Annotated in this window: 20 protein-coding genes; 7 read left to right on the forward strand and 13 right to left on the reverse strand. The window is 58.8% G+C overall.

All coding sequences use genetic code 11. The annotated features are described in order from the left end of the window. Window positions 1-53: 53 nt before the first annotated feature. Genes CPH17_RS00990 through CPH17_RS01010 form a run of 5 tightly spaced genes read right to left on the reverse strand, consistent with a single transcriptional unit; the run spans window position 54 to window position 6002 of the window. Window positions 54-1160, reverse strand: a complete 1107-nt coding sequence (locus CPH17_RS00990; protein WP_096297867.1) for an ABC transporter ATP-binding protein — start codon at window positions 1158-1160, stop codon at window positions 54-56. A 56-nt stretch (window positions 1161-1216) separates the two neighbouring features. Beyond that, complete coding sequence (locus CPH17_RS00995) at window positions 1217-2857, reverse strand: alpha-glucosidase family protein (RefSeq protein WP_096300870.1); 1641 nt, start codon at window positions 2855-2857, stop codon at window positions 1217-1219. A gap of 30 nt (window positions 2858-2887) precedes the next feature. Continuing rightward, entirely contained in the window at window positions 2888-3730 is an 843-nt protein-coding gene (locus CPH17_RS01000; protein ID WP_096297869.1) for a carbohydrate ABC transporter permease, read from the reverse strand. After that, the gene (locus CPH17_RS01005; RefSeq protein WP_096297871.1) at window positions 3727-4716 is read right to left on the reverse strand and encodes a carbohydrate ABC transporter permease; all 990 of its coding nucleotides are present in this window, start codon (window positions 4714-4716) and stop codon (window positions 3727-3729) included. The genes CPH17_RS01000 and CPH17_RS01005 overlap by 4 nt, the downstream gene beginning before the upstream one ends. 14 nt (window positions 4717-4730) lie before the next feature. After that, window positions 4731-6002 (reverse strand): ABC transporter substrate-binding protein, encoded by a 1272-nt coding sequence (locus CPH17_RS01010; protein WP_096297873.1) that lies wholly within the window; start codon window positions 6000-6002, stop codon window positions 4731-4733. 389 nt (window positions 6003-6391) lie between these two features. Here CPH17_RS01010 and CPH17_RS01015 point away from each other — a divergent pair, with 389 nt between their 5' ends. From CPH17_RS01015 to CPH17_RS01030, 4 genes are all read left to right on the forward strand, one after another. Then, window positions 6392-7903 carry a carbohydrate porin gene (locus CPH17_RS01015; RefSeq protein WP_096297875.1) on the forward strand — a complete coding sequence of 504 codons (1512 nt, stop codon included), beginning with the start codon at window positions 6392-6394 and terminating at the stop codon, window positions 7901-7903. A gap of 192 nt (window positions 7904-8095) precedes the next feature. Further along, window positions 8096-8617, forward strand: coding sequence for a DUF3455 domain-containing protein (locus CPH17_RS01020; protein ID WP_074396022.1), 522 nt, complete (start codon window positions 8096-8098; stop codon window positions 8615-8617). A gap of 16 nt (window positions 8618-8633) precedes the next feature. Next, window positions 8634-9290: a sigma-70 family RNA polymerase sigma factor gene (locus CPH17_RS01025; protein WP_231898058.1), complete on the forward strand. Its 657-nt coding sequence runs from the start codon at window positions 8634-8636 to the stop codon at window positions 9288-9290. Further along, window positions 9287-10018, forward strand: a complete 732-nt coding sequence (locus CPH17_RS01030; RefSeq protein ID WP_074396024.1) for an anti-sigma factor — start codon at window positions 9287-9289, stop codon at window positions 10016-10018. Before CPH17_RS01025 ends, CPH17_RS01030 begins: the two co-directional genes overlap by 4 nt. 32 nt (window positions 10019-10050) lie before the next feature. Here CPH17_RS01030 and trkA read toward each other — a convergent pair whose 3' ends face one another. The 4 genes from trkA to CPH17_RS01050 are packed head-to-tail and all read right to left on the reverse strand — an operon-like array spanning window position 10051 to window position 14774. After that, window positions 10051-11424 (reverse strand): Trk system potassium transporter TrkA, encoded by a 1374-nt coding sequence (gene trkA, locus CPH17_RS01035; protein ID WP_074396025.1) that lies wholly within the window; start codon window positions 11422-11424, stop codon window positions 10051-10053. Then, window positions 11421-12140, reverse strand: coding sequence for a response regulator transcription factor (locus tag CPH17_RS01040; RefSeq protein ID WP_096297877.1), 720 nt, complete (start codon window positions 12138-12140; stop codon window positions 11421-11423). The genes trkA and CPH17_RS01040 overlap by 4 nt, the downstream gene beginning before the upstream one ends. Beyond that, the gene (locus CPH17_RS01045) at window positions 12130-13260 is read right to left on the reverse strand and encodes a sensor histidine kinase (protein ID WP_096297879.1); all 1131 of its coding nucleotides are present in this window, start codon (window positions 13258-13260) and stop codon (window positions 12130-12132) included. The genes CPH17_RS01040 and CPH17_RS01045 overlap by 11 nt, the downstream gene beginning before the upstream one ends. A 23-nt stretch (window positions 13261-13283) precedes the next feature. Continuing rightward, window positions 13284-14774, reverse strand: coding sequence for a TrkH family potassium uptake protein (locus CPH17_RS01050; RefSeq protein WP_074396028.1), 1491 nt, complete (start codon window positions 14772-14774; stop codon window positions 13284-13286). Between the two features lie 457 nt (window positions 14775-15231). Here CPH17_RS01050 and zwf point away from each other — a divergent pair, with 457 nt between their 5' ends. The 3 genes from zwf to CPH17_RS01065 are packed head-to-tail and all read left to right on the forward strand — an operon-like array spanning window position 15232 to window position 18107. Continuing rightward, on the forward strand, window positions 15232-16737 hold the full coding sequence (gene zwf / locus CPH17_RS01055; protein ID WP_096297881.1) for a glucose-6-phosphate dehydrogenase: 1506 nt from the start codon (window positions 15232-15234) through the stop codon (window positions 16735-16737). A 1-nt stretch (window position 16738) separates the two neighbouring features. Continuing rightward, entirely contained in the window at window positions 16739-17404 is a 666-nt protein-coding gene (gene pgl / locus CPH17_RS01060; protein WP_096297883.1) for a 6-phosphogluconolactonase, read from the forward strand. A 40-nt stretch (window positions 17405-17444) separates the two neighbouring features. Next, window positions 17445-18107, forward strand: a complete 663-nt coding sequence (locus tag CPH17_RS01065; protein WP_096297885.1) for a bifunctional 4-hydroxy-2-oxoglutarate aldolase/2-dehydro-3-deoxy-phosphogluconate aldolase — start codon at window positions 17445-17447, stop codon at window positions 18105-18107. A gap of 106 nt (window positions 18108-18213) precedes the next feature. Here CPH17_RS01065 and CPH17_RS01070 read toward each other — a convergent pair whose 3' ends face one another. From CPH17_RS01070 to dgoD, 4 genes are read right to left on the reverse strand one after another with little or no spacing between them, the layout of a single operon-like run. After that, on the reverse strand, window positions 18214-19086 hold the full coding sequence (locus CPH17_RS01070; RefSeq protein ID WP_096297888.1) for an SMP-30/gluconolactonase/LRE family protein: 873 nt from the start codon (window positions 19084-19086) through the stop codon (window positions 18214-18216). 2 nt (window positions 19087-19088) lie between these two features. Then, window positions 19089-19694, reverse strand: a complete 606-nt coding sequence (locus CPH17_RS01075) for a 2-dehydro-3-deoxy-6-phosphogalactonate aldolase (RefSeq protein WP_096297890.1) — start codon at window positions 19692-19694, stop codon at window positions 19089-19091. A gap of 28 nt (window positions 19695-19722) precedes the next feature. After that, the gene (locus CPH17_RS01080) at window positions 19723-20682 is read right to left on the reverse strand and encodes a 2-dehydro-3-deoxygalactonokinase (protein ID WP_231898059.1); all 960 of its coding nucleotides are present in this window, start codon (window positions 20680-20682) and stop codon (window positions 19723-19725) included. 40 nt (window positions 20683-20722) lie between these two features. Then, on the reverse strand, window positions 20723-21871 hold the full coding sequence (gene dgoD, locus CPH17_RS01085) for a galactonate dehydratase (protein ID WP_027336061.1): 1149 nt from the start codon (window positions 21869-21871) through the stop codon (window positions 20723-20725).

Raw genomic sequence — 21871 nt, forward strand, 5'->3', positions numbered from 1 at the left:
GCAAGTCGCGGCCCACGAGTGCCAGTAAGTGGCCGATGGTTAAGGCTCGTCGCTTAAGCTGCATTCCTGTGGTCAGGCAAGTTCAGCGCTGCCCCGCTTTCGTCGAACAAGTGTACGTGATGGGTGTCGGGCACGAGTGCCACGTGCTGGCCTTCCACCCATTGGCTCGGGGCTTCGCTGCGATGAATTAGTAGCGTATCGCCCTCTTTGGGGTCGAGGTAAACATATACCTCGTTGCCCAAATATTCCACATTGACGATCTCGAAGCGGTTGTCGCCAGACGGCTCTGCCAGACGAAGATGTTCCGGACGTACGCCAAGCGTTAATGCGGCACTTGACGGTAGTCCTTGGGCTTCCTGTGGCAAAGCAAGCTCTCCTATGCCTGCTGCGTTTACCCGGCAACCCTGGGCATCGCTGCCCTGCAGTTGAGCGGGCATAAAGTTCATCGTCGGCGAGCCCATAAAGCCAGCGACAAACTTGGTGGCAGGGCGCTGGTAAAGCTGGTGGGGGCTGCCGACCTGCTCGACGCGGCCACCGTTGAGCACCACGATCTTGTCCGCGAGCGTCATGGCTTCCACCTGATCGTGGGTCACGTAGATCATGGTGGAGCCCAAGCGATTATGCAGGCGGGCGATTTCGTTGCGCATTTGCACGCGTAGCGAGGCGTCCAGGTTGGAAAGCGGCTCATCAAACAGCAGTATGCGCGGCTCACGTGCCATGGCGCGCCCCATGGCCACCCGCTGGCGCTGGCCACCGGAAAGCGCCTTGGGCTTGCGATGTAGCAGCTCTTCCAACTGAAGAATTTTGGCGGTGCTCATCACACGCTCGTTAACCGTTTCATCCGTCTCTTTGGCAAGCTTCAAACCAAATGCCATATTGTCGTACACGGTCATATGCGGGTAGAGCGCGTAGGACTGGAATACCATCCCCACACCGCGTTCACGTGGCGGTAAGTCGTTGACCACGGTGTCGCCGATGCGCAAATCGCCATCGGTGATCGACTCAAGACCCGCAATCAGGCGAAGCAGGGTGGATTTACCGCAGCCCGACGGACCGACGAAAACGACGAACTCTCCATCGCCCACCTCTAAGTCAACATCGACGATAATGTGGTCGCGGCCAAACACTTTGTTGATTTTTTCAAGTGTAACACTTGCCATGGATGACTCCTTGCCAACCTCAAGGCCCTATTGCCGTGGGTTGGCCTGTTGTTGTGTTAAAGCGGTGTTGTCTGGGCGATGCGCATAAAGGCCGCCTGGTACGCGGGTAGCGTCAGCTGGTCGCCGTCACGCTGATAGTTAAAACCGTGACCATCAAGGTCGGCCGTTACCGGCACAGGTAGCGCGATATGGTGCGCTTGGTCGGTCAGGTTAAAGACACACAGCAGGGTGTCGTCGCCACGTTGGCGGGTGAAGCCCAGTAGGTCGTCGCCCACGTTAACCAATGTCAAATCACCATCAAGCAGCGCGGCGTGATCGCGTCGAAACGCCAATAGCCGACGTGTGGCATTGAGCGTTGACATGGGATCGTCCTGTTGCTGGCTGACGGCAAGCTCGCGGTGGCGCGGAGCAACCGGCAGCCAGGGCTCAATGCTTGAGAAGCCCGCCTGGGCCGAGTCATCCCAGGGCATCGGCGTGCGGCAGCCGTCGCGTCCCTTGAACTCGGGCCATAGTACTTTGCCGTAGGGGTCCTGAATGCGCTCAAAAGGCACCTCGGCCTCGGGCAGTCCTAGCTCTTCCCCCTGGTACAGGCAGACGCTGCCGCGCAGTGAAAAGAGCATCGCCAGGGCGACTTTCGGGTAGGCCTCCGGGTCCTCATCAGCACCCCAGCGCGTGGCGCTGCGCACCACATCGTGATTCGACGTGGCCCAGCACGGCCAGGCATCGCCGGCCAGCCGCTGGAAGCGCTCGATCACTTCGCGCAGATACTGGGCGGAATGCGGCTTGTTGAGCAGGTCAAAGGTGTAGGCCATATGCAGCTTGTCGCCCCCGGCGGTGTACTCGGCCATGCGTTCCAGCGGGTTGTCATCGCCGATTTCGCCCACTGTGGTGGTGCCGGGGTATTCGTCCATCAGCGCGCGCAGGTCTTTGAGAAAGTCGAGATTTTCCGGACGGCTGAGGTCGTAGACGTGGCGCTGCCAGGTATAGGGATTGCTGTCAGGCGCGCCCAAGGTCTTGGCTTCCCCTTTGGGCACCGGCGGATTATCGCGCAGCTTAGCGTCGTGAAAGTAGAAGTTGACGGTATCCAGACGGAAGCCGTCGACGCCCAGGTCGAGCCAGAAGCGCATATTGTCGAGCTGCGCCTGGCGGGCGTCCGGGTGATGAAAGTTGATATCCGGCTGGCTGGTCAGAAAGTTGTGCATGTAGTACTGCTGACGGCGAGAATCAAAGGTCCACGCCGGGCCGCCAAAGATCGACAGCCAGTTGTTGGGCGGCGTGCCGTCGGGCTTGGGGTCGGCCCAGACGAACCAGTCGGCTTTCGGGTTGGTGCGATCCTGGCGACTTTCCTGAAACCAGGGGTGCTGGTCCGAGGTATGGCTGATGACCTGGTCGATCATCACCTTCAGACCCAGCTGGTGGGCGCGGGCGAGCAGCGTCTTGAAGTCGTCCAGGGTGCCGAACATCGGATCAACATCGCAGTAGTTGCTGATGTCGTACCCAAAATCGAGCATGGGCGAGGTGAAAAACGGCGACAGCCAGATACCGTCGACGCCCAATGAGGCGACATAGTCGAGCTTTTCGGTGATGCCACGCAAATCGCCAATGCCGTCGCCGCGGCTATCCATAAAGCTACGCGGGTAAATCTGATAGATAACGCCGCCGCGCCACCAGGCGTTTGTGTCTTGCGTGTCTTGCATGAGTGAGTCCGTAGATAACATGAAAAGTCCTTAGCCTTTGACTGCGCCGGCGGTAAGCCCCGAAACGATGCGCCGCTGGAAGATAATCACCAGCACCACTAGGGGCACGGTGACCACCACAGAGGCCGCCATGATGGGCCCCCAGGGCAACTCGTGGGCGCTGCCGCCGGACAGCAGCGCAATCGCCACCGGCACCGTGCGCTGGGTGTCGCTGAGGGTGAAGGTGAGCGCGAACAAAAACTCGTTCCAGGCGGCAATAAACGCCAGCAGCCCGGTGGTTGCCATGGCAGGCCACATCAGTGGTAGAAACACCTTGGTAATGGTGATCCACGGCGTTGCGCCGTCCATGATCGCGGCTTCCTCAAGCTCCATCGGCAACTGCTTCATAAAGGTAGTGAGCACCCATACCGTGAAGGGCAGCGTGAAGATGGTGTAGCTCAGGATCAACGCGGCGGGGTTGTTGTATAAATTCAGCGTGCGGATTACCTCAAACAGCCCCGAGAGCACTGCTACCTGGGGAAACATCGACACGCCAAGAATGATCAGCAGCACCGTTGAGCGACCGCGAAAGCGCACCCGCCCCAGCGCGTAAGAGGCCGTAATGCCCAGCAGCAGAGCGATAAATACCACGCTGATCGACACGACAATCGAGTTAAGGATGGCGCGTAAAAAGCTGGCCTCGGTCAGTATTTGCACGTAATTGCTTACGTCCCAGGTAGAGGGCCAAAGCTCAATACGGAACAGGTCGCTTGACGGCTTGAACGAGGTGATCACCGCGTAATAAAACGGAAAGACGGCGTAGACCATGATCAGCGCGACTAGCGCCCAAAAACCAACCCGCTTGGCAATTTTGCCCAGCTGACGTGTGGTCATGAATCACCTCCCAGTTGCAGTTGCTTGCGGCCGACATACAGGTAGGCAACGGTCGCCAGGGCGATAATCAGGAACAGCAGGGTAGACGCTGCACTGCCATAGCCAACGTCCTGGAATTCCACCAGTTGCTGGCGTGCATATACCGACATGGACATGGTGCTGGTGGAGTTGGAGGTCAGCACGTAGATGACATCGAACACCCGCAGGGCATCGAGTAGGCGGAAAATCACCGCTACCATCAGCGCGGGTGTGATTAGCGGGAGCGTCACCTTGAAAAACACCCGCACCGGATGAATGCCGTCCACCTCGGCGGCCTCATAGCAATCCTTGGGCAGCATCTGTAGAGCGGCGAGCACCAGCAGGGCGACGAAGGGAATGGTTTTCCAGACGTCGACCATGATCACCGCCCACATGGAGTAGGTGGCGCTGGCGGTCCAGGCGATGGGGTCGTCGATCACGCCAATGCCCATCAGCATGTGGTTGATGATGCCGAACTGGTCGTTGAGCATCCATGCCCACATTTGCGCCGAGACAATGGTCGGAATGGCCCATGGAATCAGCACCGCGGCGCGCACGATGGTGCGGCCTTTAAACTCGGCGTTGAGAATCAGCGCGACGATAACGCCGAAAATCACTTCAAGCGATACCGATACCACCGAGAAGTAGACCGTGTTCCAGACAGAGCGCCACCATACGGGGTCGGCAAGCACGCCAAACCAACGGCCATCTTCATAGACCAAATAGTTCTCGATGCCGATCAGGTTGGCTGCACTAAGATTAGTGAGCGATGCATCGGTAAAACTTAGAAAGAAGGTACGAAATAACGGCCAGCCAGCCACTAACGTCAGTGCGACCAACATGGGGGTTAAAAACAGCCAAGCCGCTTTAACACGCTGGCGGCGCACCTTGGTACCGCGTGGGCGCCGCGCCGTTAACGTGACCGAACGCGCCCCTTCGGGCGCGCTTTGGTGGGAAGAAGTCGTCATGAAGCTCTCCAGCGTTACCAGTTACGACGCTTCAAACGCACGAGTTCGTTTTCCAGGTCTTCAACGGCCTGTGCGCCGTCCTTGGTGCCCGACAGCACATCGTGGGAAGCACTGAAGAACGCGTTGCTGACCCGGCCGTAGGCGTCGCCAGTTGGCGCTGAGGGGCGTGCTACTGCGTTGGTGAAAGTGTCGTAAAGGGTGCCGAAGAAGGGCACGGCTTCGAGAACCTCGTCATCCTGATAGAGCGCGTCAATGGTCGGGTTGTAAGAGGCTTCGATGGCACGGCGTTTCTGCTCTTCTTCTCCGGTCAGGAAGGCCACCAGGTCAGCGGCAAGCTCGGGGTTTTCGGTGTAGCGGGATACCGCGAGGTTCCAGCCGCCAAGCCCTGCAGCACTTTCGCCGTCTTCGCCGCCCGCCGGTAATTGGGTGACACCGACCTTATCGCGGACGTCGCTATCATCACTCTGCGCCAGCGCCCAGGCATAGGGCCAGTTACGCATGAACACCGCATTGCCTCCCTGGAACACCCCACGGGCTTCTTCTTCGGTGTAGTTCAAGACGCCGTCGGGTGAAATATCGCCGATCCATGAAGCGGCCAGATCAAGCGCTTGCGCGGCTTGTTCGTTATTGATGCTCACCTCACCGTCTTCCTCAACAATGTTGCCGCCACCGTGGCTGGCAACCCACTCAAGGGCATTCACCGTCAACCCTTCGTAGGCACGGCCTTGGAATACATAGCCCTGCATGCGGTCGTTGCCGTCATCGCGCTCGGCCTGTTTGATCTCACGGGCAGTCTCGGTCAACTCCTGCCAGGTGGTGGGCACGTCAAAGCCATGTTTTTCAAGCAGATCTTCGCGATAGTAGAGCACGCCCGCGTCGGTAAACCACGGCATCGCGACCAGCCGATCATCGATGGTGTTGTTGGTCACGATGGTGTCGAAATGGCCATCGGCCGCGTCATCGCCAAGCACCTCACTCAAATCGAGCAGGTGGTTGGCAAGCAGTCCCGGCCAGACAACGTCAATTTGCATAACGTCGATGTCGCTAGAGTTAGCGGACAGTATCTGCTGATAAAGCGAGAGTCGTTCGGTAGACGAGTTGGGCGTCGATACCACGTCGACCTCATGGCCGGTTTTCTCTTCCCAGGCTTCAACGCCTTGCTCGCAAAGCTCAAGTTCGGCACCTACGGCTCCGCATGAAATGGTCAGTTCAGCCGCTTGGGCTTGGCTAATGCCCCCAGCAGCGCTGGCGAGCGCGATGGCCGTTGTCAGCAGTGTCTTTTTCATGGTGATTCCTCGGTGTTTGTTGTTGTCGATGGTGAGTTGTTGAATAGCAATTCTTGTTAACTTAATCGATTAAGTTAATGCGCCCAGTTAGCCGCTTTACGCAAATAAGTTCAATAGAGACTTTTGTCTAATTATTCATTCAGCTTTTGCTAACACGGCGGCTGACATTTAGACATTGGTCGATAATTAGTGATTGCTTGTTGGTTTACGTAGGCTTAATCGATTAAGTTCTGCGTGTCTCAGCAAATTGGTAACCAACGTTGGTTGCTTTACCAATAGTTGAGGTGGGTAGGTTTAACAATAATCGATTCAAGCGATCCCGTTTTTCATACGCATCGGCTCAACAAGCAATGACAGCGGGGCGTCGAACAACAACAGGGTTTAAAACAATGGATAAAATGACTTTCAAAACACCGTTGGCGATTGCCATTGCCGCCGCCAGCTTGGGCGTCAGCGGTGTATCTATGGCCGATACGACCATGGAAGAACGGCTTGCTGAGTTGGAGGCGCGGATTGCTGCTGCTGAACAGCGAGCCGATGCCGCTGAGCAACGCGCCGACCAAGCTGAACAGCAGCGAGGGGGAAGCAGCGAGGTTGAAAGCGATGCCGAGATCGAAGAACGTCTGGCCCGTGTCGAGCGTTATGCCGACGGCGAAGAAGGTTTCTCTTTCAACGCCTATGCGCGGTCAGGCCTGTTGATTGGTGAAGATGGCAAAAGCGCCGAAGGCGGCCCCTACGTGACACCCGCCGGGCCGGAAGGCGGTGCCGTAGGTCGTTTGGGTAACGAGCCGGACACCTACGCCGAAGCGATTCTTAATTATCGGATGCGCTTTGATAACGGCGCCAAGGCGCTGTATCGCACCATGATTGCCGATGGCACTACCTCCAGCAATGACTGGACCGGCGGTGATTCGGATATCAACGTTCGTCAGGTATTTGCCGAATTTAGCGATTTGCCGAGCTTCACCGGTGCATTTGAAGACGCCTCCATCTGGGCCGGTAAGCGCTTCGACCGTGATAACTTTGATATCCACTGGCTGGATAGCGATGTGGTGTTCCTCGCCGGTACCGGCGGCGGTATCTACGACATGCAGTTGGCCGATAATTGGAAATCGAACTTGTCGATCTACGGCCGCAGCTTCGCCGACTTTGACGTGGTCAGCAGCGAAGATCCCGGCCTCGAAGACGATACCGATAATCTGATCCTGACCTCCAACAACTACTTTGGTAACTGGCAGTGGATGGTTAACGGCATGTCGGCTGCCGATAACGATACACGCGATATTGGAGCAGACCAGGAAGCAGCAGAAAATGGCTTCCATACCATGGTGGCCTACCACGGCGACAGTTTCTTCGGGTTGGGCGAGGGCAGCTATAAAGCCGCCGTGTTGCATGGTCAGGGCCTGGGCGCTGAAACCAAGAATATTGGCGCGAACGGTGATCTGACCGATGATGCGACCTCAACGCGTCTAGCGCTTTATGGCACCACCTATCTTGCCCCCAAATGGCGTATAGCGCCCTCTGTGTTGGCCGAAACCAGCGAAGATCGTTTTGCGGAAGGTGATTCATACGACTGGGCCACGCTTAACGTGCGCTTGGCCAATGAGCTGACCGAAAATTTTGAAATGCAGTATGAAGCCAGTTACCAGATGATCGATATCGATCCTCAGGGCTATTCGGATCGCAACGAGGTTGACGGGGATTACACCAAGTTCACCGTCGCGCCAACCTTCAAGCCGGACGTCGGTGGCTTCTGGAAGCGGCCAGAAATTCGCTTGTTCGCCACCTGGAGCGATTGGGATGATGAATTGAATAATTACTCAACGGAAGATTCCTTTGGGACTGACGAATTTACCGGCAGTCAGTGGACCTTTGGCATCCAAAGCGAAGTATGGTTCTAAGCAAGTCAGGCCCTGCATAAGACCGGGCCGCTCATTGTTTCTCCGTTTCTGCTTGCCCGCGATGCCTCGCGGGCTTTTTTACGTTATCTAAAAATATTTGTCACTGGCTGCATCCAATCGGTCTCCTCGCGGGTATTCCCTATACAGCCGTCTTTTTGCAGCGGCTGGTTATCTCACTCAAGGAGACTGAACATGACCACTCATCACCTAACGCGCGCTGCTTTGGCCGCTGCTCTGATCACCTCTTTCAGTCACGCCGCCCTGGCCGAAACGCCGGCGGACGTCCAGGTACCGGACGGTAACAACATTGTGCTCGAGACCGTCGGTGTCGGCGCGATTACCTACATGTGTGAAGCCAATGATGACGGCGACATGGGTTGGGTTTTCAAGGGCCCGCACGCCGCCCTTAACGACGGTGAAGGCAGCCAGGTCGGCAGCTACTACGGCCCGCCTGCAACCTGGGAAGCATTGGATGGTTCTAAAGTCACCGGTACCCAGTTGGCAACCGCCGCCAACGGTGATGGCAACATTCCGCTGCAGCTTGTGGCAGCCAACCCCGCTGAGGGCGAAGGCGCCATGACCGGCGTCAGCTACATTCAGCGCCTGAACACCCAGGGCGGTGTTGCGCCGGATGTGGCCTGCGATATGGATCATGAAGGCGCGACCGCCGTGGTCACCTATCAGGCGGACTACATCTTCTGGACGGCTGAGTAAGTCAACGAGAGCGCTTATGCCGCAGGGGGCTCGTTTGTCGGGTCCCTTGCGGCTATGCTGTCTGTGGAAACGACGACCGGCGTCGGTGCCGTCACCTGGGAGCCAGGGTTTGACTGACGTGTCTTCAGAATTTGATCATGCGGATGCATTGTTGAGATGCGCCCGTGGCGAGCATGACGCCTTGCACCAGCTCTACGTGTACGAAGGGGCCAGGCTTCTTGGTGTGGTGTTAAGAATCGTCAAGGACCGGGGCATGGCTGAGGATATCGTTCACGATGCCTGTCTCAATATTTGGCAACGCGCCAGTAGTTTCGACCCTGATAAAGGATCCGCACGAACATGGATATTTAGCGTGGCGCGCCACCTAGCGTTAAACGCTATTCGTTACCGTAATCGTGAAGTCACCTTTGATAGTCACGACCCGGAAGACGACGACCAAGACGAGCGCTTCCAGCATGCATCAGTGGCTGAAGACGCCTTTGATTGGCAAACCGGCCAGCGTATCGATGAATGCCTTCGGCAGTTAGAAACCGAGCGCCGCAATTGCGTGCTGCATGCCTATGTTGATGGCTTGAGCCACGCTGAAATTGCCGCGCATACCGGCACGCCGCTGGGCACCGTCAAAGCCTGGATTAAACGCAGTCTGCTGCGCCTACGGGAGTGCATGGCATGACCCGCCCCAGTCAGCACGCACACGAAGACGACCATGCCTTGGCGGGTGAATACGTACTGGGCACGCTGTCGTCAGAGCAGCGCAAAGCCTTAGAAGCGCGGTTACCCAACGACCCGGCATTGCAAAAAGCCGTGATGGCTTGGGAAGAGCGTTTCTTTCCCTATACCGCTATCACCGACCCGGTAACGCCTTCCGATTATTTATGGCCACGTATTGAACGCAGCATTGCGTCACGTGAAGCGTTTGCTAAGCGTACCCATCCTGTCGTACCGCCAAAACCCCGCCGCATGCTGCATAGCTTAACGCTTTGGCGCGGCGCTGCCGGGTTTGGCTTAGCGGCGGCGTTGGTGATGGGTGTGATGCTGGCAAATGAACAGACTACATCGACGACGCCCGAGTACATGGTGGTGTTGCTGGCGCCCCAAAGCCAGTCCGCCGGGTGGGTGGTCCAGGCCTCAACCCGCCAGGAAATTGAGCTGATTCCGCTGGGCACCTTTGAAGTGCCGGAGGGCAAAGCGCTGGAGTTCTGGACCAAAGCCGATGAGTGGCAGGCGCCGGTGTCGCTTGGACTGGTGGAGCCCGGGGAGCCGATCCGTGTGCGCCTGGATGAGCTGCCGCCGCTTGAGGATAACCAACTCTTCGAGCTCACTCTGGAAGACGAGAGTGGCTCGCCCACAGGATTGCCGACGGGCCCCATTCAGTTCATTGGCCGTGCGGTAGAAATCTAGCGTTACGCGCCGAATCAAGTTGTCGCGGAAACCTAGAAGAACGTCAGCCCCACCTGGAAGAGGCGCTCCACATCGCGGATGCGCCGCTTGTCGATGACGAACAGAATCACGTGGTCGCCGCTTTCGATGACGATGTGGTCGTGGGCGATCATGACCTCCTTGCCGCGCACGATCGCCCCGATGGTGGTGCCGTCGGGCAGGTCGATCTCGCGAATGGGGCGGCCGACCACCTTGGACGACTGCTTGTCGCCGTGGGCGATGGCTTCAATGGCCTCCGCCGCGCCCCGGCGCAGCGAGTGGACGTTGACGATATCGCCACGCCGCACGTGGGTCAGCAGGCTGCCGATGGTCGCCTGCTGGGGCGAAATGGCGATGTCGATCTCGCCGCCCTGGACCAGGTCCACGTAGGCGGCGTTGTTGATCAGCGTCAGTACCTTTTTGGCGCCCAGGCGCTTGGCCAGCAGCGACGACATGATGTTGACCTCGTCGTCGTTGGTCAGCGCGCAGAAAATATCGCAGTCTTCGATGTTCTCTTCTTCCAGCAGCCGCTTGCTGGTGGCGCTGCCGTGGAGCACCACGGTGCGATCGAGCCGCTCGGACAGCGTGGTGCAGCGCTCCAGGCTGTGCTCGATGATCTTGACCTGGTGGCTGTGCTCTAGGTGCTCGGCCAGCCGCTCGCCGATATTGCCGCCCCCGGCGATCACTACCCGGCGGAAGTCCCGCTCGACCCGGCGCAGTTCGCTCATCACCGCGCGGATATCGCGCCGGGCGGCGAGGAAAAATACCTCGTCGTCGGCTTCGATGACGGTATCGCCGCGCGGAATGATCGGCCGGTTGCGGCGGTAGATCGCCGCCACTCGGGTGTCCACGTTGGGCATGTGGCGGCGTAGAAAGGCCAGGTCCTGGCCGACCAGCGGGCCGCCGTAAAACGCTTTCACCGCCACCAATTGGACGAGCCCACCGGCAAACTCCAGCACCTGCAGCGCGCCGGGGTGTTCGATCAGCCGGCGCACGTGGTCGGTGACCACCTGCTCGGGGCTGATCAGCACGTCGATGGGAATCGCCTCGTGGGCGAACAGCCCCTTGCGGGTCAGGTATGCCGAGGAGCGCACCCGGGCGATCTTGGTCGGGGTGCGAAACAGGGTGTGCGCGACCTGGCAGGCGATCATGTTGATTTCATCGCTGCTGGTCACGGCAATCAGCATGTCGGCGTCTTCCCCGCCCGCCTGGCGCAGCACGATGGGGTAAGAGCCCGCGCCGGTGACCGTGCGGATGTCGAGCTTGGTGTGCAGCTCGCGCAGTTTCTTGGCATCGGTATCGACGACGGTGATGTCGTTTTCCTCACGGGCGAGATATTCCGCAAGGGTGCCGCCGACCTGGCCGGCGCCGAGAATGATGATTTTCATGTGGTGTATTCCTCTCGGTCTGGCTCAAAGGCCAAGCGGTAGCCAATCCCCGGTTCGGTCTGCAAAATGCTGGGGGACTGGGGGTCGTCGCCTAATTTTTGACGTAGTTTGCTGATGATAATGCGCAGGTAGTGGGTATCGTCCTGGTGGCTGGGCCCCCAAATATCACGCAGCAGCTGGGTTTGCGTAATCACGCGGCCGGCCTGGGAGACGAGTGGTGCGAGCACCGCAAATTCCTTCGGTGTGAGGTGTACGGACGTTCCATTGACGCTGACCTGATAGGTCGTCAAATCAATCCTCAGGCCGCCGTGTTGGTAACGCCCTTCGCGACTGCCCTGTGTCTGGCGGCGCAACAGCGCGCGAATACGTGCCAGCAGTTCCTGAATGCCAAACGGCTTGGTGACATAGTCATTGGCGCCGCTGTCGAGGGCGCGTACTTTTTCAGCCTCATGCCCGCGAACCGATACGACAATGATGGGCACCTGGTGATGTTTACGTATGGCATTGAGTACCTGCTGACCGTCCATGTCCGGTAAGCCAAGGTCGAGCAGGACAAGGTCATAGCGCGTGGGGCCGGCGCCAAGTCGTGCCAGCCCTTCATGACCGGTTGCCGCTTCGGTCACCGCAAAATTCTGCGATGTCAGGCTGATGCGTAAAAAATGACGGATCTGGGGTTCATCATCGATCACCAGTATCCGGTGATGGTCAGTCGTCATGGGGTGGCTCCTGATGGGGCGGCGGCAGCGGAAGCGATATCTTCATGCAGGTGCCCTGGCCATCGGGGCCGTCGCAGGCACTAATGCGTCCGCCGTGGGCGCCTAGCATTGCCTGGCAAATGGCCAGGCCCAGTCCGCTGCCATGGGGGCCACGATCACCGTCGCTGCCGGTCACGAACATATCAAAGACACGCTCGCGCAGGTCAGCGGCAATGCCTGGTCCCTGGTCGGTGATGGAAAATATCAGCTGTGACGAATCGGGCGGCACCTCGGCACGTATGGCGATCTGCCCGCCAGGCGGGGAGAATCGCGCCGCGTTGTCGAGGACGTTGACCAGCGCCTGCTCGATGAGTGCCGGATGGACGTAGAGCAGCGGTAAGTCGCCAGGCCATTGCTGAACGATATGGCAATGCGCGAGGGCACTGCCGAGACGTTTGCGGGCCGACACCACCAGGTCGTCGAAGGCGATCCAGTCACGCTCGATTTTTAAATCGCCGTGGCCCAGGCGGGTCATGTCCAGCAGGTTCTGGATATAGCGGTTTAGCCGCTCGCTTTCGCTCAATACACTGTCCAGCAGCGCGAAACGATCTTCCTGGCTAAGTTGAGCGTCCAGCGTGCGTAAGGAGCTGGTGGCGCCAATAATAGACGCCAGCGGCGTACGAAAATCATGGGAGACCGATGACAGCAGCGCCGAACGTAAACGCTCGCGGTCTTCGGCCAGGCGCGCTGCATTCAGGTCCAGCAACCGCTGGCGACTGTCCCCTGCAAGCTTACCGACCACCAACGCGACCAGGAGAAAAAACAATAGCGTGACGAGCTGTTCCCTTTCTTCGACGGCCAGGGAAAAGTGCGGCACCGTGAAGCAGAAGTTAAAGGTCAGAAAGCCCAGCACGGCGCTGATCAGCGCTGCCGAACTGCCCGCCATGACGGCGCTTGCCAGCACCGCCGTCAAAAAAATCAGTGAAAGATTGGCCAGCGCCATCCAGGCGTATAGACCCCAGGCGACAAGCAGCGCGACAAGGGTTGTGATCAGTGCTGTGGCTACCTCGCGCAGAGTTGGCCAACGCAAGCGTTGCGCAAACCGTGGGAGGCGATAAAGCAGGAGAGTCATCAATGACATGGGTGACCTATCGTTGGCTTACGCTAGCGTCGCCAGAACATCGGCGTCAGCAGCACAATGACGGTAAGAATTTCTAACCGACCCATTAACATGCCGATACACAGTAGCCATTTGGCAGCGTCGGGCAGGGAAGCAAAATTACCGGCGGGGCCGATAATGTCGCCAAGACCGGGCCCCACATTGGTCACCGCCGTAGCGGCACCGGATAGGGACGTCACAAGATCAAGGCCCAGGGCTGATAAGCCCAGTGCCAATGCTGCGATGGTGATAAAAAAGAAGAATGAAAAGGCAACCACGCTGCGGGATATGTCGCTGGTCACTATCTGTTCGTTATAGCGAGTAGTGAAGACCCCGTTGGCATGAATCAGGTAGCGGAGCTGGTCACGCAGCATCAGCATGGCAATCTGGAAACGAAAAATTTTCATGCCGCCGCTGGTGGAGCCGCTGCATCCGCCCACAAAGGTCAGGTAGAAAAACGCGACAATGGCCAGTGCGCCCCATTGCGTGTAATCATCCGAGGCATAACCGGTGGTCGTGACAATGGATACGACGTTGAACGTGACGTGGGTAAGCGATTCGAACCCCGCGGCGCCATTCATGATCCGCCAAAGGGTGAGCAGACCAATCGCTATGCATAGCACGCCCAATAGCCCACGAACCTGCTGATCTTTCCATAGGCTGCTGCGAGAACCGCGCAGAAAGCGGATATAAAGCACGAACGGCAACGCCCCGCTGAGCATAAACAGACTGGCCATCCAGAGTATCCACGGCTGATCGGCATAGGCACCAAACGAAGCGTCTGAATTCGCGAAACCGCCGGTTGAAAGCGACGTCATGCCGTGAACGATGGCATCTAATGGATCCATGCCGCCTAGCCAATAGCTCAGCATGGCAATTAGCGTCATCACCACATAGATACTCAGCGTTGCCTTGGCGATCCCCCCGGTACGCGGCATGACCTTGTCCGACCAGTCGGACGATTCCGTATGGAAAAGCCGCATCCCGCCGACTTTCAGAAACGGCAGGATGGCGATCCCCATGACGATAATGCCGATACCCCCCATCCATTGCATGATCCCCCGCCAGAGCTTGAGCCCGTCGGAAAGATCCTCAATGCCCACCAGTATCGTCGAGCCGGTCGTGGTGATGGCAGACACTGACTCAAAGACGGCGTTGGTAAAGGTGAGTTGTGGGGCGCCAAGCACCAGCGGAAGGCTGGCAAAGCCACTGATGCTGACCCAGCTCGCAGCCGTGAGGATAAACATTTGCCAGGGTTTCAGTTCGAGGGTGGCGCGATAGGTAAGCAGCCAGGCGGTTGCCACAGCGGCAAGCACCAGCAGTACCGACACCCCAAAGGCCAATGCATCAGGGTCGCGTTCGGCCAACAGCACCGTTAGCGGTACCATCATGAATAACGCAAGGATAAGCCAAAGCACCGATAGCACTTTGACTACGGGCGCCCACTGACGGTAGGCGTATCGGCTGCGGTAAACCCATGGCGTTAGGTAATGCATTGCTTAGCTCGCTAGTTAATCGTTTTTAGCATGGCTCATCACATCACGAACGCGTATAAAAAGTCCGTAAAAAAACGTCATGTATTTCTATTGTTTCGTCGTGACACGAGCCAGCTTTAACTGTCACTTTTGGATGATGTAAAGGCTGCCTGCGTCGCGAGTTTCATCGCGGTGGATCATGGAGGCGAATTGCAGACCCGGGATACGTAGGTCGGTGCGATCTGGCATCTTCAGGCGTGTTGCTTGGCATGTTTCGAGGAGCTAAATCGCCTCGCGCATACAAAGCGCAGCCGCGGCTAGTCGTTATGCAACCGTGCAGAACCATAATAGAGTTAAGGTAACGCTCGAAGAATTTTTGTAGTAAAATTACACGCAATATTGCGTATAATGCCTTTTTTCAGATAGATTTTAGGTAATCTAACAACATTAGATCATCTAATGATCCACAGGAGCTGAGATGAGCCCGTCACCTGCTTCCCAGGGTGCCCCGCTGGGCGATCCGAATCACGCCATCGATTTAGCGCTGTTTGGCGCGCTGGGCGACTTGGCACTGCGCAAGCTGTTCCCTGCGCTTTACCACCTTGACCGCGAAGGCCTGATGCCCGAGAGCACGCGCATTCTGGGGTTGGCGCGCCAGGAGCACGATACCGCCGCGTTTCGTCAGCTGGTCAGCGGTGCTTTGCAGAAGCGCCTCAAGAAGGACGAGCAAGACAAGGAAAGCCTCACGCGCTTTCTCGATCGCCTGGATTACCTGCAGCTGAACTTTACCAGCGTCGACGGTTTTTCCGCCGTTCGCCAGTGGCGCGAGGGTTCACCGCGTCCCATGGTGGTCTATTTATCGGTCGGGGCGAAAATCTACGGCGATATCTGTCGCAACCTGCAGGCCAGCGACAGCCTGGATGACGAGACCCGGGTGGTGGTCGAAAAGCCGATCGGGTTTGACCTGGCGTCTTCTGAAGAAATCAATGACGCGATTGGCGAGGTCTTCCCCGAGTCGCGGGTTTACCGCATCGATCACTATCTGGGCAAGGAAACCGTTCAGAACCTGATCGCGCTGCGCTTTGCCAACCCGCTGTTCGGTACCCAGTGGAATCAAAACCATATTTCGCACGTGGAAATCACCGTCGCCGAAAAAGTCGGCATCGAGGGCCGCTGGGGCTATTTTGATGAAGCGGGCCAGCTACGCGATATGGTGCAAAACCATCTGCTGCAACTGCTTTGCCTGATTGCCATGGACCCGCCGTCCAACCTTGACGCCGACGCCATTCGCGACGAAAAGGTCAAGGTGCTCAAAGCACTCAAGCCGTTTACCGGTGAGGCGTTGGGCAGAGACGTGGTGCGCGGCCAGTACACGGCGGGCACCAGCGACGGCCAGCAAGTGCCGGGCTACCTGGAAGAAGAGGGCGCCAACACCGAAAGCCAGACGGAAACCTTTGTGGCCATGAAAACCGAGGTGGCCAACTGGCGCTGGGCGGGGGTGCCGTTCTACTTACGTACCGGCAAGCGGATGCCGGAGAAACTGTCACAGATCGTGATTCACTTCCGCCAGCAGCCCCACTATATCTTTGACCCAGACCAGCGAAACATTGCGGCCAACAAGCTGATTATTCGCCTGCAGCCGGAAGAGGGCATCGCGCTCCAGGTGCTCACCAAAGATAGTGGCCTGGACAAAGGCATGCGCCTGCGCCCCGGCCCGCTGCACCTGGATTTCAACAACGCCTTTCCCAAATCGCGCATCCCCGATGCCTATGAGCGTTTGCTGCTGGAAGTCATGAAAGGTCAGCAGTACCTGTTCGTGCGTCGTGATGAAGTCGAGCACGCCTGGCGCTGGTGCGATCAGTTGATCGACGGTTGGAAAACGCGGGAAACCCCGCCGCGCCGTTATCCGGCGGGGTCCTGGGGGCCGGTGGCCTCTATTGCCATGATTACCCAGGATGGTCGTAGCTGGTACGAGGATTATTAAGATGAGCGACGCACGCATTCAATTGGCCGAACAACTGGCTGAAGCCATCTTTCAGGCGCTAAACGACGACCTGGAGCACCAGGAGCGCGTGTTGCTGGTGGTCTCTGGTGGCTCAACGCCGGTACCGTTTTTTAAGGCGCTAGCGGCCAAGCCGCTGGCTTGGGAGCGGGTGGACATCACGCTGGCGGACGAACGCTGGGTCGAGGAACACAGCCAGGACAGCAACGCCAAACTGGTGCGCGAGCACTTGCTCCAGGGCGCGGCAGCGGCGGCTAACTTTGTACCCTTGACCTCTTCAGCGGGCACGCCTGAGGAAGGCGTGGCCGAGGTCAGTGAGCGAATGCTTGCGCTTAGCTGGCCAGCGAGCGTGGTGATTTTGGGCATGGGTGGCGATGGCCACACCGCCTCGCTATTTCCTGACAGCATGGAGCTGGGCCTGGCGCTCTCCACTGAGGAGCCGCTGGTGGCTGTGCGAACGCCCAGCCAGCCGCAGCCACGCATTACGTTTTCGGCGGACCGTCTGCATCAGGCGCGCCGCCACATATTACATATTACCGGCGACGATAAGCGAGCGGTGTTGGCCAAGGCGCTGAGTGGGGACGACGTGCGTCAACTGCCCATCCGCGCCTTCTTATCCTGCCCCTTGGCGATTTATTGGGCGCCTTAACGCCGCTTTCGCCAACAATAATTTGCTTGGAGACTCACACATGACCATTGATAAACAGCTACCGTCGACGCGCACCGCGGAGCTAGACAGCATTTGTCTGAAGGCCGAAGTGATTCCGGTGATTACCATTGATCGCCTGGAAGACGCCGTGCCGATGGGCCGCGCGCTGGTGGAAGGCGGCTTGACCGTGCTGGAAATTACCCTGCGTACCGAGTGCGCGCTGGAAGCCATCAAGCGCATGAAAGAAGCGCTACCGGGGGCGAGTATCGGCGTGGGCACGGTACTAACGCCTGCCCAGTATCGCCAGGCCGAGCAGGTTGGTGCTGATTTTGTGGTCACCCCAGGGGCGACCGACGCTCTGTACCGCTATGGTGTTGAAAGCCCGGTACCGATGTTGCCCGGCGTGTCGACTATCTCGGAACTGATGACCGGCTGGCAGTACGGCTATCGTCGGTTCAAGTTCTTCCCGGCGGAATCCAGCGGCGGTGCCAAGGCGATCAAGGCGTTTGGCGCACCAATTCCGGAAGCGCGTTTCTGCCCCACAGGCGGGATTACCGTTGATAACGCCGAATCCTACCTGTCGCTGCCCAACGTAATGTGCGTGGGCGGTTCGTGGCTGACGCCGAAGACAATGGTCGAGGCGGAAGACTGGGATGGTATTCGCGAGCTGGCCCGCCAGGCCGCCGAGCGCTTCCATCACTGAGCGGAAGCTAAGCGATAACGAGCACTCACGCCACTTGCCTCACGAAAACAGGTTCGTTTGAGCAAGTGGATTGCCCCGGACATGGTCCGGGGTTTTTTTGCTGTGGCTAAGCCAGACGCAACAGCGGGTCAGCAAGCCCGCGCACGCCAACGTTGGCGACGAACAGCCCCCCCGCTTGCGGCTGCTCGCGGCGCTGGTCGGCAGTAAACCCTTCCTGGGCGGTAGTGATGTAAAGCCGATCCAGATTCTCGCCCGCAAATGCCGGGCAGGAGGGCTGGCTAACCGGTAGCTCTACGTCGCCGATGACCTGGCCGTCGTGGTTCAGCCGCACCACTTTACCCGCCCCCCATAGGGCAAGCCACAGGCAGCCTTCGCTGTCGACCACCGCACCGTCCGGGTTGCCTTCAACCGCCGTGAAATCTGCCCAGGCAAGCGGTTCGCCTACAGGCCAACCTTGGCTATCCAACGCCCAGCGCATCACGATCCCGGTCGGCGTGTCGGTAAAATACGCCGCATCGCCTTGAGGCGAAAAGCAAATCGCGTTGGGAATGCTCAGCCCGCTGCGCATCTGGATAAGTTCTCCGCGATGTAAGCGGTAAAGGCTGCCCGCACCAGGTTCGGCGGTTTTGCCCATGGTGGAAAGCCATAAGCTGCCGTGGCGGTCCACGCGGGCATCGTTGCTGCGCGTAATGGGGTTATCGGCCTCAAAATCCGCAAAATGCGCAAGGTGCTGCGTGGTCGGATGAAACAGGCTCATGCTGTGCTCACCTACAAGCATCAGGCGGCCGTCGTCCAGTGGGGTGGCCAGCGAGACCATGTGCTCAAGCGGATAATCGCCATGCTCCCCGCTCTCCGTTGACAGCCAGTGCAGGCGTTTATTTAGAATATCGCACCAATAGAGTCGCTGGTTTGCGGCGTGCCACTGCGGGCCTTCGCCAAGCTCGCAGCGGCAGTCAACCGCCAGTGTCGCAACAGTCATTATTAGCCTCCGGCTTTTTGCCAAGCATCAACCAATATAGTGGCTTGCGCGCTAACCTGCTGGGGCGTTTGCCCCGGCTTATAAAGCGCGCTACCCAGCCCCGCGCCATCGACGCCAGCGGCCCGCCAGGCGGCGAAGTTATCGACGCCAATACCGCCCACGGCGTAAAGCAGCGTGCTCTCGGGCAGTACGGCTCTAACGGCTTTCATGCCGTCTAAACCGACCTGCACCGCAGGGAAGAGCTTTAGCCCGGTCGCCCCTGCGTCCAACGCATCAAACGCTTCGGAGGGAGTGACAATACCCGGCCAGCTATACATGGCCAAGCGATGGGATTCTTCGATAACGGCAGGGCGGCAGTTGGGCGAAACGATCAATCGGCCACCTGCGGCATAGACGTCGCGTACCTGCGCGGCGCTTAACACCGTTCCCGCACCGATCAGCGCTTGCTCACCAAAGGCGTCGGCCAAGCGTTGGATACTGGTCAGCGGGTCGGGGGAGTTAAGCGGCACCTCGATTTGCGTGATGCCTGCGTCAAGCAGGGCTTTAGCCACAGCCACCGCGTCATCGGGCGTCACCCCACGTAAAATGCCAATTAAAGGCAGTGTCATAGCGCTCTCCTTGGTTAGCTGGTGCTTATTACCGTGTGCTTTGATAAGCGAGCGTTAGCCCCGCCAATACCGCGTTATCGCCGTCAACGCGCTGGGTTTCGATGCCGAGGGCATGCAGGGCGAGTGCATAGCGGCGGCTGAGTGCTTCGTTGCCAATTAGCGTCACGCTTTCACCCGGCGATAGCTCGCGGCAGGCACCTGCCAGCTCCATGCCGATCGCCAAACCCGAGAGATGCGCAGCCAACACGGCACCTCGGGCATCGCCGCTGGGCAAGGAGTTATCCAGCAGGTCCTTGGCGCGCACGCCGAACAGCCGCTGGCTGAAGTGCTCGGGTGCCTGATAGGTGGCGTTGACCGCTTGGGTAAATGCTTGGCGACAGCCGTCGTGATGCAGGTCATCCTGCCCTACGGAGTGCTTCAAAACGGATTGCTGAGCGAGCAGTTGATACAGCTCGCCGGTTAAGTAGGTCGCAAACTCGGACACGGCACCATCGGTTAAGCGCGCCCATTTGGCGTGGGTGCCGGGCAGGCAAACATGGCCGCTAAAGTGCGGTGACTTGGCCACCAAACCCGCTAACTGGGTTTCTTCACCGCGCATGACATCAAAGGCGTGGCTTTGGCTGCCGGTCTGGCTTAGCCCGGGCAGCAAATGTACCCGAAGGCGCGTGTCGGCGAGGGGCGGCATCACCGCGCCGCGGGAGAGTTGATCAAGGCGCGTGGGGGTTGCCAGGTAGGCGGCTTCCTGCCAGCCCTGGCGCGCCCCGGCCATGCCGCACACCATCACCGGCGTTACGCCACTCGAGGGCAGCCAGTCGTCGACTACCTCAAGCAGGGTCGTTTCGTAGTCAGCAGGGGTTAGCGACAGCATGCCGCGCTCGCGGGAGGCGCTGTCCAACACATTACCTTGAGCGTCCATTGCCCAGGCCCGGAGGTTGCTGGAGCCCCAATCTACCGCAATCCAAGCTAGAGCATGTGTCAATTCACTCATATTGGCACTCATAGAGCTGTCTCCCGGTTCATTGCCTGGTTTACCACTCGGCAATCGAGCCGTCTTCGTGGGTCCATACCGGGTTGCGCCAGCGGTGGCCGACCTTGGCGCGTTCTTCAACGAAGGCTTCGTCAATCTCGACGCCAAGCCCTGGCCCTTGGGGAATCGCGCAGAAGCCGTCTTCAATGCTGAGCGCTGTTTTATCGACCAGGTAATCCAGCACGTCGTTGCCCTGATTGTAGTGGATGCCCATGCTCTGCTCTTGAATAAAGGCGTTATGGCTAACGGCATCCAACTGAAGCGAAGTGGCCAGGGTGAGCGGGCCAAGCGGGCAGTGGGGCGCAAGGGCCACGTCATAGGCAGATGCCAGCGCGGCGATTTTTAGCCCCTCGCTGATGCCGCCGCAGTGGGAAAGATCGGGCTGGACGATATCGATCATGCCGTCTTTCAACAGGTCGCGGAACTCAAAGCGGGTATGCAAACGCTCGCCGGTGGCCAGCGGGTAGCCAAGCCCGCTGGCAATATCGCGCAGGCAAGGCAGGTGTTCCGGGGCGACGGGCTCTTCCACGAACATCGGATGGAAGGGTTCCAGCTCGCGCAGCAGCGCTTTGGCCATGGGGCGGTGAACGCGGCCATGAAAATCGATGCCGATGCCCACGTCCGGGCCGACCGCAATGCGTGCTTCGGCCACCCGGGCGACCGCTTCATCCACTTTGCGGTGTGAGTCGACGATTTGCAGTTCGGGCGTGCCGTTCATCTTGAAGGCGGTGAAGCCCTTGTCGACCAGCGCCTTGGCGCCTGCGCCCACGTCGCTCGGCCGGTCGCCGCCGGTCCAGGCGTACATGCGCATTTTGTCGCGCACCGCGCCGCCCAATAGCTGGTGGACGGGCACCCCCAGATCGCGGCCCTTTAAATCCCATAGCGCCTGGTCGATACCGGCAATGGCGCTCATCAAAATCGGCCCGCCGCGATAGAACCCAGCGCGATACATGGTGTTCCACAAATGCTCGATACGGTGCGGATCCTGGCCTACCAGGTAGTCGGAAAGCTCATGAACAGCGGCCTCGACGGTCGCCGCGCGGCCTTCGATGACCGGCTCACCCCAGCCGTAGCAGCCCTCGTCCGTTTCAATTTTAAGAAACAGCCAGCGAGGGGGTACTTGCCAGGTTTTTAGTCGGGTAATTTTCAT

Source organism: Halomonas sp. hl-4 (genome assembly GCF_900215475.1).
In the GTDB taxonomy this organism is placed as follows: Bacteria; Pseudomonadota; Gammaproteobacteria; order Pseudomonadales; family Halomonadaceae; genus Vreelandella.